This is a genomic window from Bartonella sp. A05 (genome assembly GCF_026930145.1).
In the GTDB taxonomy this organism is placed as follows: domain Bacteria; phylum Pseudomonadota; class Alphaproteobacteria; order Rhizobiales; family Rhizobiaceae; genus Bartonella.
In genome coordinates this window covers 176,946-192,081 of record NZ_JANHOJ010000004.1, presented here as the reverse complement: position 1 = coordinate 192,081, position 15,136 = coordinate 176,946, and the positions used below count along the sequence as shown (strand labels likewise).

Below are 15,136 nucleotides of genomic sequence, written 5' to 3'. Positions count from 1 at the left end.
AGTGATGTATTATGCAATCGTCTTTCTTCCGTTTTTGGGGTTTTTAATTGCTGCTACATGTGGAAAAACAATAGGAGCTCGCGCGAGTGAGTTGACAACATGTAGTTTTATGGTTGTTGTTGCTGCATTATCATGGGTAGCTTTTTTAAATATTGCTGTTGGTAATACTCCAGCAGTTGATATATCGGTATTACATTGGATAACTGTAGGTGAGTTAAATTTTCATTGGTCATTGCATGTTGATACATTGACAGCTGTTATGCTTGTTGTGGTCAATAGTGTTTCAGCATTGGTGCATATTTATTCAATTGGTTATATGCATCATGATCCTTCAAGGCCTCGTTTTTTTTCCTATCTTTCTTTGTTTACATTTATGATGCTTATGTTGGTGACGGCCAATAATCTAGTCCAAATGTTTTTTGGGTGGGAAGGTGTTGGACTTGCGTCTTATTTGCTGATTGGTTTTTGGTTTCAACGGGATTCTGCTAACAAGGCAGCAATGAAAGCTTTTGTGGTTAATCGTGTTGGAGATTTCGGTTTTCTTTTAGGAATTTTCAGTATTTTTGTTTTATTTCAGTCAGTTAATTTTTCCTCTATTTTTGCAAAGGCTGCGGACAATAATTTTATACAAGAAATGACATTTTTGGGTTGGCAGCTTAATGGACAGGCAGCGATTACTGTTACATGTCTTCTTTTATTTATTGGTGCTATGGGTAAGTCAGCGCAATTCCTTTTGCATACATGGCTTCCAGATGCGATGGAGGGGCCTACACCTGTATCTGCACTCATTCATGCTGCAACAATGGTAACAGCTGGTGTTTTTATGGTTGCACGTATGTCTCCAATTTTTGAACTTTCTTCGATGGCTTTAACAGTGATTGTTATTATTGGAGCAACGACAGCGTTTTTTGCAGCAACTGTGGGGCTGGTACAAAATGATATAAAGCGCGTTATTGCTTATTCCACATGTTCGCAGCTTGGTTATATGTTTGTTGCTTTAGGCGTTGGAGCGTATGGAGCAGCAGTTTTTCATCTCTTTACACATGCTTTTTTTAAAGCATTATTATTTCTTGGTGCGGGTTCTGTAATTCATGCGGTATCTGATGAGCAAGATATGCGAAAAATGGGAGGGTTGCGTAAATATATTAAAGCAACTTATTGGATGATGATTATAGGCACCATTGCATTAACGGGTGTTGGAATTCCGGGAACCTTTTTGGGGACAGCAGGTTTTTTTTCAAAGGATGCGATTATAGAATCTGCTTTTGCATCGCATAATATTGCTTCAGGATATGCTTTTTGGCTTCTTGTTGTATCTGCTTTATTGACAAGTTTTTATTCTTGGCGGCTCATTTTTATGACATTTCATGGAAAACCGCGTGCAACGGTTGATGTCATGCATCATGTTCATGAATCAGCTCCAGTTATGTTGATTCCATTGTTTGTTTTATCTATCGGAGCATTGTTTGCCGGTGCGATTTTTCAACCTTACTTTTTTGGTGATTGCTATGATACCTTTTGGAAGGGAGCATTGTTTACGGGCAGTCATAACCATATTCTTCATGAGGCACATGATGTGTCGAATTGGGTAAAATGGTCGCCATTTACAGCAATGGTTCTTGGATTTATTTTAGCTTATCTATTCTATATTCGTTTTCCTTCAATTCCGAAGAAGCTGGCTGAGTTAATGCCTGCATTGTATCGTTTTCTTTATAATAAATGGTATTTTGATGAATTGTATAATATTTTGTTTGTCCGTTCTGCTTTGGGAATTGGCTGCTTTTTTTGGAAAATAGGTGACGGTAAGATTATTGATGGGTTGGGACCAAATGGTATTGCTGTACGCATTGTTGATATTACAAATAAAGTTGTTCGGATGCAGACAGGTTATCTCTATCACTATGCATTTGTGATGCTGATTGGTGTTGCAGCGCTCATCACGTGGATGATGATCGGGAGTTTTAACTGATGACCGACTGGCCTATTCTTTCTACAGTTACATTTTTGCCACTTGTTGGTGTGGTTTTGATTTTATTTATTAAAGACGATAGTGAAGTAGCAAAACGTAATATACGTAATGTAGCGTTTTTTACGACTGTATTTGTTTTTGTAATTTCTTTAGTTATTTGGGCAGGGTTTGATAATAAAAATCCACATTTCCAAATGGTTGAAAAATTCAATTGGTTAGGTGGTGGCATCAGCTATCATATGGGTGTTGATGGTATTTCTATTCTTTTTGTTGTTCTTTCAGCTTTTTTATTGCCTTTCTGCATTTTGGCAAGTTGGGAAACCATTAAAGATAGATTAAAAGCTTATATGATTGCTTTTCTTCTTCTTGAAGTTGCGATTATTGGAGTTTTTTGTGCTCTTGATGCGATATTGTTTTACGTCTTTTTTGAAGGCAGTCTGATTCCAATGTTTATTATTATTGGTGTTTGGGGTGGGGCGCGTCGTGTTTATGCCAGCATGAAGTTTTTCCTATACACTTTGCTCGGTTCAGTATTGATGCTGGTTGCCATGATGGCTATGTATTGGGAAGCTGGCACACTTGATATACCAACTTTATTGACCTACCAGTTTCCTGTGCAGATGCAAATGTGGTTATGGCTTGCATTTTTTGCTTCTTTTGCTGTTAAAATGCCGATGTGGCCAGTTCATACGTGGTTGCCTGACGCACACGTAGAAGCACCAACGGCGGGGTCTGTTATTTTAGCTGGTGTGTTGCTCAAATTGGGTGGTTATGGTTTTCTTCGGTTTTCTTTACCAATGCTTCCTATTGCTTCAGCTGATTTTGCTCCTTTTGTTTTTACATTGTCGATTATTGCGATTATTTACACATCGTTGGTTGCGCTTGTTCAAAGTGATATAAAGAAACTGATCGCTTATTCGTCGATAGCTCATATGGGATACGTGACAATGGGGGTTTTTGCTGCCACTGAACAAGGTATCCAAGGTGCTATTTATCAGATGTTGTCGCATGGGATTGTTTCTGCCGCTTTATTTCTTTGTGTTGGAGTTATTTATGATCGTCTGCATACACGTGAAATTTCGGCGTTTGGTGGTTTAGTGAACAACATGCCCAATTATGCTGTTGTTTTCTTAATCTTCACTATGGCAAATGTTGGTTTACCTGGAAGTTCGGGATTTTTAGGTGAATTTTTAACTTTAGTAGGCGTTTTTCAAGTCAATAAATTGGTTGCAGTTTTTGCTACAACTGGTGTTATTTTGTCGGCAGCCTATGCACTTTATCTTTATCGGCGTGTTGTTTTTGGCTCTTTGGATAAAGAGAGTTTAAAAGTACTTGCTGATCTATCTTTCAGAGAAAAGAGCCTTCTTTATCCGATGGTTGTTCTGACAATATTTTTTGGTGTCTATCCAATGCCGATTTTAAAAACGACGACATCTGCCGTAAAAGCCCTTATCAATAATTTGCACTAAATTTAAGAGATGAACGCTTATGCAAACTGAAATAATAGCTCAATTAGTGTTAATTCTTCCAGAAATGTTAATTGCATTGGGAGGGCTGGTGTTGCTTTTAATTGGTGCTTATTCTAGTGCACGCTCATATTTAACAGTCACTGGTTTAGCGATTGCTCTTCTTGTTGCAATCATTATTATTATGATTATTTTTCCGAAAAGTGGTTTTTTCTGTATAGATGCGCTCATCATTGATTCTTTTAGTAGCTATATGAAAATTTTAACACTTATTGGTGCATTATTTGCTCTCATTATGTCTGTTGATTTTTCTTGTTCTCAGAAGTTCGGTATATTTGAATTTCCGGTGTTGGTTCTTTTAGCGACTCTTGGCATGATGATCATGATTTCAGCTGGTAATATGTTATCACTTTATATGGGGTTAGAATTACAATCTCTAGCTTTGTATGTTTTAGCTGCAATTAATCGTGATAATGTGAAATCTTCAGAGGCGGGAATCAAGTATTTTGTTTTAGGTGCATTGTCTTCTGGCTTGCTGCTTTATGGTATTTCATTACTTTATGGTTTTACTGGCCAAATTGGTTTTCACGAAATTGCTGTTGCTTTAAAGGGTGAGACTTTACAGTTAGGAGTTATTTTTGGAATTGTCTTTATTCTAGCTGGTTTGGCTTTTAAGATTTCTGCGGTTCCATTTCATATGTGGACTCCTGATGTTTATGAAGGGGCACCAACTCCTATTACAGCATTTTTTGCTGGTGCTCCTAAGATTGCAGCAATGGCATTAATCGTTCGTATTATTGTTGTTGGATTTGTTCCTTTAGGTAGTTCTGATGGCACTATGCCTGCATGGCAGCAAATTTTAGTATTCATGGCTATTGCATCAATGGCTTTGGGTGCATTTGCTGCAATTGGTCAGAGCAATATCAAGCGCTTAATGGCTTATTCGTCCATTAGTCATATGGGATATGCGCTTGTTGGTTTGGCGGCTGGAAATGTGCTTGGAGTAAAAGGTATTATACTCTATATGACCATTTATCTCGGCATGACAATAGGTTCATTTGCTTTTATCTTAGGGTTGCGATTTGGTAATGGACATGTTGAAAATATTTATGACCTTGCAGGTTTGGTTAAAACCAATCCGTTTATGGCCGTTGTAATGACTATACAGCTTTTCTCTTTAGCAAGTATACCACCTATGGCGGGGTTTTTAGGTAAATGGTATACATTCTCTGCAGCCGTTCATGCGGGACTTATTCCACTTGCAGTCGTTGGTATGGTGGCTTCTGTTGTTGGTGCTTTTTACTATTTAAGAATCATTAAAATTATGTGGTTTGATGATGTCAAATCGAGTTCCATTATTTTATTATCAAGTGAACTTAAATTTTGTCTCGGTCTTTCTGCATTGTTTGTTTTATCTTACATAGTTTTTGGGATTTGGTTTTCTGAGCTGGCAGAAAAAGCAGCGATATCATTGTTTTAATGAGCATGGTTTACACACTATCAAATTTTGCAAAGAAACAAGGATATGATGTTGAATCATATGAGAGTGTAGATTCAACAAATTTTGTTGCACAGCGGAAAGCAAAAGCTGGACATCATGGCTATCTTTGGATTGTTGCGGAAGAGCAAACACAAGGGAGAGCCAGAAGAGGTAGAATATGGCATAGTCCAAAAGGAAATCTTTATTCTAGCCTGTTGTTAGTTGATAATATTATTCATCAAGCTACAGTTCAGCTTGGTTTCGTTGCTGGAATAAGTATGGTAGAGGCGGTCAAACAATTTATAAAAGATAAAAAACGGGCTCGTAACATTGTGGGCTTGAAATGGCCGAACGACATCTTGCTTAAAGGAGCAAAAAGTTCTGGAATTTTGCTCGAGCTTTCTGACTTGACGCCGCAGAAATATGCATTGGTTATTGGTATAGGAATGAATATAAAGCATCATTATAAAGATGCACCATACCCCACATCAAGCATGAAAAATATTGGTTTAGATGTTGATAATAAACAATTATTTAGGGTTTTAACAAAGTATTTTGCTGAAAATTACCTTCTTTGGAAACAAGCAGGAGGTTCTAATATAATCCGAAAAAAATGGCTTTCATATTGTGCTCATCTAGGGCAACATATCAAAATAATCAATGGTGAAGAGATCATAGAAGGTATTTTTGATGGCCTTGATTATGATTTTAACTGTATTGTAAAGCAGACAAATGGTCAGAAAGCAATCATAACAGCTGGAGATGTTCATTTTGGTTCAGTTGCTTCTGTTAACACAGATCATTACTAATTTATAAAATTTTATTTTATCATGAGCTTATCTTTTAGATAGTTTAGGAGATATTTATGGCTGCTGCCAATAAGAATGAGTTGGTTTTTCTACCTTTGGGAGGGGTGGGAGAAATAGGAATGAATCTAGCTGCTTATGGATTTGGTTCACAAGAAAATCGTGAATGGTTGCTTATTGATATGGGGGTTAGTTTTGCTGGTCCAGAATTTCCGGGGGTAAACCTTGTTTTACCGGATATTCGTTTTCTGGAAAGTGAAAAACATAACGTACGTGCTCTGATTTTAACACATGCCCACGAAGATCATTATGGTGCTGTCTTAGATTTATGGCCAAAACTTAAAATTCCAATTTATTGTACTTCTTTTACAGCAAGATTATTGGAAAGCAAAAGGTCATTGGATTTTGGATTTGATACAATTCCATTGAATATTTTTAAAGCGGGTGATTTTTTTCAGGTTGGTTCGTTTGGAATTGAAGCCATTTCTGCCAATCATTCAATTCCAGAATCTGTTTCCTTAGCAATCACCACATCTTTGGGAAGTGTGATTCATACTGGAGATTGGAAAATTGACAGTACACCTTCTCTTGGGGCTGTAACAGATGAAAAACGATTTCGCGCCTTAGGAAACAAAGGTGTGTTAGCATTGCTATGTGATTCCACTAATGCGCTTCAGGATGGTCTATCACCATCAGAACAACAAGTTCAGGACAGTCTTTCTGAAATTATTTTGAAAGCTGAAGGTCGAGTAGTTATTGCAACTTTTGCATCTAATATTGGTCGGGTTCGTTCAATCGCTCTTGCTGCTGAAGCTGCTGGGCGAAAAATTCTTTTGATGGGACGCTCTTTAAAACGTAGTGTTTTAGTAGCGCAAGATCTTGGTTATATGGACGGTTTGGCACCATTTCTAACGGAAGATGATTATGGCTATATTCCGCGCAAAGATATTGTCTTGGTAGTTACTGGTAGTCAAGGTGAGCCATGCGCTGCATTAGCAAAGCTTTCGCGAAAGGAAATGAAAAATATAGTGTTATCTCCTGGTGATACGGTTATTTATTCATCACGGAGTATTCCAGGTAATGAAAAAGCTATTATTGATATACAAAACCATTTAATTGATCAGGGCATTAAAGTTTTGACGAATGATGATGCTCTCGTTCATGTTTCTGGTCATCCCCGTCGTCCGGAGCTTTTGCAGATGTATGATTGGGTAAAACCAAAAATCCTTGTTCCCGTACATGGTGAAGCACTGCATCTTTCTGCTCAAGCTGCATTGGCTCATCAAGCTGGTATTAAAATTGTTCCTGAAATTAGAAATGGCAATATGCTCCGTCTTGCTCCTGAACCAGTAAGAGTCATTGATCAAGTACCTGTTGGTCGTATTTATAAGGATAGTTATCTTATAGGTGATGAAGATGAGTTAGGAATTAGCGAGCGTCGCAAATTAAGTTATGTTGGTCATGTTGCTGTTTCTCTTCATATGAATAGTAAGCATGATTTACTTGATGATATTGGTCTTAACACATTTGGTTTGCCTAAAAATAATGGAAACGGGGAATTATTGGAAGATATTCTTTTAGACGTTGTCGAAAGCACTATTAATAATATTCCGCGTATTAAACGGAAAGATAATGATCTTATTCAAAAAGCTACACTGCAGGCTGTAAGATCTGCTGTTAATAAAGTTTGGGGTAAGAAGCCTATCTGTATCGTTTTCTTGCATCGATCAAAATAAAAAAAGTATTTTAATATTACGTTATTTCTTTATTAATTAAAAATAGAGAGAAAAATTTTTAGATTCGTTTTATCGCTAAAATATATGTATCCTCTATATTTTATACGAAATGAAATACTGAGAGTTTAACGTATAATTTTTTTGAATATTGTGATCGTTATGTTTGCAAGCTTTCAGAATGTAGTTATAGATTAGCGTGTAATTTGTTTAAACTTCTCCGATTCGATAAGCCTGATTAGGAGTTAATAATCTTTATGCGCCTTTCTCAATATTTCCTACCTATTTTAAAAGAAAATCCCAAAGAAGCTGAAATTGTGTCGCACCGACTCATGTTGCGTGCAGGTATGATTCGTCAGCAAACAGCAGGAATTTATACTTGGTTACCATTGGGTAAAAAAGTACTCGATAAAGTTTGTACGATTATTCGTGAAGAACAAGAACGAGCTGGTGCTTTAGAAATATTGATGCCTACGATTCAATCTGCTGATCTTTGGCGTGAAAGTGGTCGTTATAATGATTATGGCATGGAAATGTTGCGCATAAAAGATCGCCAAGAACGAGATTTACTTTATGGTCCAACGAATGAAGAGATGGTAACGGATATTTTCCGTTCATATGTTCGTTCTTATAAAGATCTTCCACTCAATCTTTATCATATTCAATGGAAATTTCGTGATGAAATTCGTCCGCGTTTTGGTGTGATGCGTTCGCGAGAATTTTTAATGAAAGATGCATATTCTTTTGATCTTGATTATGAAAGTGCGCAAATATCCTACAATCGTATGTTTGTTGCTTATTTACGCACTTTTTGCCGCGCCGGTTTAAAAGCAATTCCTATGCGTGCTGATACAGGTCCTATTGGCGGTGAGCTTAGTCATGAATTCATTGTTTTAGCTGACACAGGTGAAAGCGCTATATTCTGCGATAAGCGGTTTCTTGATCTTACAGTTCCAGATACTTCAATCGATTTTAGGGATAAGGCTATTTTAGCCGATATCGTTAAACAATGGACGTCTTTTTATGCTGCTACGGAAGAAATGCATAATGAAGAAGAGTGGAGTAATGTTTCTGAAAGCGCTAGAGTTTCGGCACGCGGCATTGAAGTGGGGCATATTTTTCACTTTGGCACAAAATATTCTGCACCAATGGGAGCAAAGGTTATGGGGCAAGATGGAAAAGAGCATTTGGTTTCTATGGGATCTTATGGAATTGGGCCTTCTCGTCTTGTCGCAGCGGCAATAGAAGCTTTTCATGATGAACATGGTATTATTTGGCCAAAGCCGATGGCGCCGTTTGATGTTGTTATAATCAATATGAAACCAGATGATAAAAGATGTAACCACATATGTGAAGCTCTTTATCAGGGACTTATTAATGCTGGCTTTGATCCGTTGTTAGATGACAGAAATGAGCGTCCTGGAGTAAAGTTTGCGACAATGGATTTGATTGGTTTGCCAACGCAAATGATTGTAGGTCCGAGAAGTGTAGCGCAAAATGAGGTTGAAATTAAAGATCGGAAAACAGGGAATAAAGAAGTCTTAACAGTTGAAGCTGCAATGAACCGGTTCACTACGATTTGATAGGCAGTATTATGAGTGGTTTGAAAAGTAGAAGGTTTTCATCGTATGAATGGATGGTTGCTTTTCGTTATATGCTTCCTAATAAAAAACATATATTTACGTCTGTTATTTCAGTTATTTCTTTAATTGGAATTATGTTGGGAGTTTTTGCCTTAGTTGTTGTTATGGCGGTGATGAATGGTTTTCGTACAGAGCTTCTCAATCGTATTCTTGGCATGAATGGGCATCTTGTTATTCAAACAATAGATTCTGATTTCTCGGATTATAATCCTATTATTTCTTCTTTAGAGGCTATAAACGGTGTAAGATCTGCTCTGCCTGTTATTGAAGGTCAGGCACTTGTTCAGGGTGATATTGGTGGAGGAACAGGTGCTTTAGTTCGCGGTATGCGTAAGGAAGATTTTGAAAAACTTAAAACGGTAGCTCAAAATATAAAATTGGGTACATTATCAAAATTTGATGAAGAAGAAGGTGTTGCAATTGGAATTGGCATGGCGGAAAAATTGGGGCTTACTATTGGAAGTGATCTTCGTATTATCACACCAGATGGTGATGTAACGCCTTTTGGAGTTATGCCACGTGTTAAAGCGTATAAAGTAACTGCTATTTTTGAAATTGGTATGTCTGAATATGATTCTATATTCGTTTTTATGCCTCTTCATGAAGCTCAGATGTTTTTTAATTTAGAGAATAAAATTCAATCTTTAGAGTTATTTTTAAATGATCCTGATGCGGTTGATCAAATAAAACCGGCGATAAAGGCAGCAATTGATCAACAAATTTATTTGATTGATTGGCGTATGCGCAATCAGGCTTTCTTTTCAGCTTTACAGGTTGAGCGTAATGTGATGTTTTTTATTCTTTCCCTTATTATTCTTGTTGCAGCTTTGAATATCATTTCGGGGTTGATTATGTTGGTGAAAGATAAAAGCTACGACATTGCAATTTTGCGCACGATGGGCGCACAACAGGGGGCAATCATGCGTATATTTATCACAACTGGTATGATGATTGGGGTTGTTGGGACAATATTGGGTTTGATTTTGGGTATTATAGCGACTGCGAATATCAACTATATTCAAAATTTTATATCTTGGCTTTTTAAAGTTGATGTTTTTAATCCTCAATTATATCTTTTAGCAAAATTACCAGCGCGGATTGAATGGGGACAAACTGCCATGGTAACTGTGATGGCTTTATTTTTATCGTTTCTTGCAACACTTATTCCGGCATGGAGAGCCGCTAAGTTAGATCCTGTACAAGCTTTGAGGTACGAATAATGTCTGTTGTTTTAGAGCTTGTCGATATTGAGCGGCGCTTTTTTGATAACGACAGACCTTTGGTTATTTTAGACAAAGCCAATTTTACGCTTAACCGTGGGGAGCTTGTTGCGCTTGTTGCACCATCTGGTGCTGGAAAATCAACTCTTCTTCATATCGCTGGATTATTGGAAAAACCAACAGCAGGTGATGTCTTGTTGCGCGGTATTTCTTGTGCAAAACGCTCTGATAACGAGCGGACTGCAATCAGACGAAATGATATCGGTTTTGTTTATCAATTCCACCATTTGCTTCCGGAATTTACTGCGTTAGAAAATGTAATGATACCACAAATGATAGCAGGATTTAAAAAGTCGATAGCATTGGATCGTGCACTTAAATTATTAAGATATCTTCGTGTTGACCATCGTGCCAAACATCGCCCATCAGAATTATCAGGGGGCGAGCAACAACGTGTTGCGATTGCTCGAGCAGTAGCAAATGCACCTTCCGTACTTTTGGCTGATGAACCTACAGGAAATCTTGATCCTGTAACATCAGCTTATGTTTTTCAAGCTTTATCTGCGCTTGTACGTCAATCTGGGCTTGCTGCACTCATTGCGACACACAATTATGGTTTGGCTAAACAGATGCATCGTCGAATTACGCTCAAAGAACGTAAAATTATTGAGCTTCCTTAAATGTGAGAGGTAAAGTTTATAATCGTTTATGTTTATTTTTCCTATTGGGGAGGTTTTATGACAAAGTTGGTTGATGAACGTCAATTGGACACGCGTCGTCGCCGATTGGTTTTTCGTGCATGGCACCGAGGTATTCGTGAAATGGATTTAATTTTTGGACAATATGTTGAGGCGCATATTGTTGGGATGAGCGATGAAACAGTCTCTGAACTTGAATATATTATGTCTTTTGAAGATCGCGATTTGCTTACTTGGTTTAGTGGGGAAATTACTCCACCACCTGAAGTGGATAGTCAACTTTTTCGTGATATTGTTAATTATCGTATTTGTATAAATTTAAATTGATCAAGATGCCTATATTTAAAAAAATTGTTATTCCAAAAGATGCTCATGTTGGCATGATTTTTGATGGTGTTATTGATGGATTTGAAGCTTTTGCGCTTGCTAAATTGAGTTCAGAAATTGCTCAAGGTAAACCGCTTGTTTATGTTGTCCGCGATGGAACAAAAATTGCCAATTTGCAACAAGTATTAAGTTTTATTGAACCAAATTTACCAGTGGTACAGTTTCCTGCATGGGATTGTTTACCCTATGATCGTGTATCACCTGGGATTGCTGTTACTGCGCGTCGGATTTTGGCTTTGGCGCATATGTCAAGTTTGCGTAAAAATCCGCATTCTGCGATTATATTGACAACAGCAAATGCCATTATTCAAAAATTGCCACCTTGTGCAATGATTTCTGATCAGATTCTGCATATGCGTATTGGTCAGTGCGTTAATATGAATCATTTGATCCATTATTTAGAACGTAACGGTTTTGAACGTGTTGCGATTGTACGTGATGTTGGTGAATTTGCTGTAAGAGGGGGGATTGTTGATATTTTCTCTCCGGGTGATGTTGAACCCTTGCGTCTTGATTTTTTTGGAAATACCTTAGAAACAATTCGCGTATTTGATTCAGCTACGCAACGGACAACGGCCAATAAAACTGAAATTTTTTTACAGCCGATGAGCGAGATTATTCTCACTTCTGAGTTCATTAGCCGATTTAAAAGCAATTATATCCGTGCATTTGGTCATCCTAAAAAAAATGATATGCTTTATGAGGCTATTTCCCAAGGGCGGCGTTTTTCTGGTATGGAACATTGGTTGCCATTTTTTTATGAAAATCTTGATAGTTTTTTTGACTATTGTGGTAATTTACCTGTTGTTTTTGATCACCTCGTCGAAGAAGTATTGAGTGAGCGCTATTGCTTGGTTGAAGATTATTATAGTGCCCGTAAAGAGCGTGAAAGCGATGAAGAGAATAGTTTTTCTTATCATCCAATAGAGCCAAACCTTCTTTATCTAACGCCAGAGCAAGTTTTTGCACGCGCACAACAATCTGGTCAATGTATTGATTTTTCCCCCTTTAGTGTTCCAAAAACTGTTGGAAAAACGGTTATTCATGCAAATGTAACACCGGGGTACGATTTTGTACAAGAACGCAACGCTCCAGATAAAAATGTTTTTTCAAGTGTGGTTGATCATATTGCTTCATTACGGGCTTCTGGAAAGAAGGTGCTTTTAGCTTGTTGGAGTGAAGGATCTATGGATCGTTTGTTGCAGATTCTTGATGAGCACGGATTAAAAAAAATAGAAATTGTAAAATCGTTGCAAACTGTAAAGGCGACGCCACGTGATCGTATATTGGCATCTGTCATCATGATTGAGCACGGTTTTGAGGCCGGAGACTTTGTTATTATAGCGGAACAAGATATCCTTGGCGATCGATTGATAAGATCGCCAAGACGGCGTAAACGCAATACACATTTTTTTATTTCTGAAATTAGTTCCTTAAATTCTGGTGATATCGTTGTTCATGTTGATCATGGTATTGGAAAGTTTGTCGGTCTCAAAACAATTACAACAACAGGGATTTTACGTGATTGCCTTGAAATCCACTATGCTGGAGGCGATCGCTTATTTTTACCTGTTGAAAATATAGAACTTCTATCACGTTATGGATCTGAAGGGACAGATGTAACGTTAGATAAGTTAGGTGGTGTTTCTTGGCAAACACGAAAAGCGCGTCTGAAAAAGAATTTATTAAAGATTGCAGGTCAATTGATTCATATAGCCGCAGAACGCGCTATGCATTCTGCACCTGCTTTTGTTCCACCGATGGAGCAATTTGACGAGTTTGTTGCACGCTTTCCCTATGAAGAAACTGAAGATCAGATGAATGCAATTGATGCTGTTTTGGATGATTTAGCGGCAGGAAAACCGATGGATCGGTTGATTTGCGGGGATGTTGGCTTTGGAAAAACAGAAATTGCTATTCGAAGCGCTTTTGTTGCTGCACTGAATGGTTATCAAGTTGCTGTAGTTGTTCCAACCACTTTACTTTCACGACAACATTACAAAACTTTTATTTCACGTTTTCAAGGACAACCTATTAAGATTGGTCATGTTTCAAGGCTTGTGAAAGCTAAAGAACTTGTACAAGTTAAAAAGGAACTTTCAGATGGAACAATTGATATTGTCATTGGAACGCATGCGTTACTGAGTGAATCCATCAAATTTGCACGATTAGGATTACTTATCATTGATGAGGAGCAGCATTTTGGCGTAAAGCATAAGGAGCGTCTAAAAGGGTTGAAGAGTGATATTCATGTTCTCACACTTTCAGCAACGCCTATACCACGAACTTTAGGACTTGCTTTATCGGGGTTACGTGAACTTTCATTGATAACAACACCACCCATTGATAGAATGGCGGTCCGTACTTTTATTTCACCTTTTGATGCACTCGTTGTACGCGAAACATTACTTCGAGAATACTATCGTGGGGGGCAGAGTTTTTATGTTTGTCCACGTATTTCTGATCTTTCTTTTGTAGAAGAGTATCTTAAAACACACGTTCCAGAGCTTAAATTTGTTGTAGCCCATGGACAAATGCCAGCAGGGCAGCTTGATGATATTATGAATGCATTTTATGATGGACAGTATGATGTACTACTGTCAACAACCATCATTGAATCGGGCCTTGATATTCCAACTGCCAATACATTAATTGTGCATCGCGCTGAGGTGTTTGGTCTTTCTGCGCTTTACCAATTACGTGGTAGAGTAGGGCGTTCAAAACAACGCGCTTACGCACTTTTTACTTTTCCTTCTGGTAAAGTTTTAACGCCTACCGCTGATCGTCGCCTTAAGGTTTTGCAATCCCTTGACACGTTAGGCGCAGGTTTTCAATTGGCTAGTCATGATATGGATATTCGTGGTTCAGGAAATTTTTTGGGTGAAGAGCAATCAGGGCATATCAAGGAAGTTGGATTTGAGTTGTATCAAAAAATGCTTGAAGAGGCAGTTTCTGAGTTAAAAGATGGCGAATATAGTGAGGATAGTCAATGGTCTCCTCAAATTTCACTGGGTACAACAGTGATGATACCGGAAAGTTTTGTGCCTGACTTATCACTCCGTATGGGACTTTATCGTCGTTTGATGGAACTTGATGACTTGGAGCATATTAATGAATTGGGCGCTGAATTGATTGATCGTTTTGGTTCGCTCCCACAAGAAGTTCAACATCTTCTTAAAGTGGTTTATATCAAGGCATTATGTCGAAAAGCGCATGTAGAAAAATTGGATGCTGGACCAAAGGGAGCTGTTATACAGTTTCGTAATAATTATTTTGAAAATAGTGCAGGTCTTGTTAAATGGATTGGAGAACAAGGTTCAATGGCAAAAATTCGCCCCGATCAAAGCATTGTTTTTATTCGTGATTGGCCAACAGCAGATCAAAGATTCTCTGGAGCTGAAGCTATTATGAAACAACTTGCAGAAATGGTGCAATAATATCTTGTTTAGTGATTTTTTGCATTTGTTGATTCGAAGTTAGCCACTGGTTTATTGAAGAGAATTGAGCAAAAATCCTTTTTAGAGCTGAATTTTCATAATATAATAAACTTTGATTTAATGGCTAAAGTTGAAGCTATTCTTTGCGCACTATGTGGTGCATTGTTCGTTTTTCTCATGGTTAGTTACGTACATATTCGGTTTCATAAGAGCATCTTTTTTTGCTATAATTTTTTAATGTAAGATGATAATAATTTCATATTATCTTATTGAAATTATTGTTAAAAGTATATGTAG

General features: G+C 37.6%; 10 protein-coding genes. All 10 read left to right on the top strand.

From position 1 onward, the window contains the following. The first annotated feature begins 4 nt into the window (after positions 1 to 4). The 10 genes from nuoL (at position 5) to mfd (ending at position 14,839) form a co-directional block, all read left to right on the top strand. On the top strand, positions 5 to 1,969 hold the full coding sequence (nuoL, locus tag NPX98_RS05455) for an NADH-quinone oxidoreductase subunit L (RefSeq protein ID WP_269023166.1): 1,965 nt from the start codon (positions 5 to 7) through the stop codon (positions 1,967 to 1,969). Further along, on the top strand, positions 1,969 to 3,438 hold the full coding sequence (locus NPX98_RS05450) for an NADH-quinone oxidoreductase subunit M (protein ID WP_269023140.1): 1,470 nt from the start codon (positions 1,969 to 1,971) through the stop codon (positions 3,436 to 3,438). Before nuoL ends, NPX98_RS05450 begins: the two co-directional genes overlap by 1 nt. A gap of 19 nt (positions 3,439 to 3,457) precedes the next feature. Beyond that, positions 3,458 to 4,915 (top strand): NADH-quinone oxidoreductase subunit NuoN, encoded by a 1,458-nt coding sequence (nuoN, locus tag NPX98_RS05445; RefSeq protein WP_269023139.1) that lies wholly within the window; start codon positions 3,458 to 3,460, stop codon positions 4,913 to 4,915. Further along, positions 4,915 to 5,724 (top strand): biotin--[acetyl-CoA-carboxylase] ligase, encoded by an 810-nt coding sequence (locus NPX98_RS05440; RefSeq protein ID WP_269023138.1) that lies wholly within the window; start codon positions 4,915 to 4,917, stop codon positions 5,722 to 5,724. Before nuoN ends, NPX98_RS05440 begins: the two co-directional genes overlap by 1 nt. A 56-nt stretch (positions 5,725 to 5,780) precedes the next feature. Continuing rightward, positions 5,781 to 7,457: a ribonuclease J gene (locus NPX98_RS05435; RefSeq protein WP_269023137.1), complete on the top strand. Its 1,677-nt coding sequence runs from the start codon at positions 5,781 to 5,783 to the stop codon at positions 7,455 to 7,457. Between the two features lie 254 nt (positions 7,458 to 7,711). Then, complete coding sequence (gene proS, locus NPX98_RS05430; RefSeq protein ID WP_269023136.1) at positions 7,712 to 9,037, top strand: proline--tRNA ligase; 1,326 nt, start codon at positions 7,712 to 7,714, stop codon at positions 9,035 to 9,037. A gap of 11 nt (positions 9,038 to 9,048) precedes the next feature. Further along, positions 9,049 to 10,317 carry a lipoprotein-releasing ABC transporter permease subunit gene (locus NPX98_RS05425; protein WP_269023135.1) on the top strand — a complete coding sequence of 423 codons (1,269 nt, stop codon included), beginning with the start codon at positions 9,049 to 9,051 and terminating at the stop codon, positions 10,315 to 10,317. After that, positions 10,317 to 10,997: an ABC transporter ATP-binding protein gene (locus NPX98_RS05420; protein ID WP_269023134.1), complete on the top strand. Its 681-nt coding sequence runs from the start codon at positions 10,317 to 10,319 to the stop codon at positions 10,995 to 10,997. Before NPX98_RS05425 ends, NPX98_RS05420 begins: the two co-directional genes overlap by 1 nt. Before the next feature lie 57 nt (positions 10,998 to 11,054). Beyond that, positions 11,055 to 11,342, top strand: a complete 288-nt coding sequence (locus NPX98_RS05415) for an FAD assembly factor SdhE (protein WP_269023133.1) — start codon at positions 11,055 to 11,057, stop codon at positions 11,340 to 11,342. Between the two features lie 5 nt (positions 11,343 to 11,347). Further along, positions 11,348 to 14,839, top strand: a complete 3,492-nt coding sequence (mfd, locus tag NPX98_RS05410; protein WP_269023132.1) for a transcription-repair coupling factor — start codon at positions 11,348 to 11,350, stop codon at positions 14,837 to 14,839. Positions 14,840 to 15,136 lie beyond the last annotated feature (297 nt).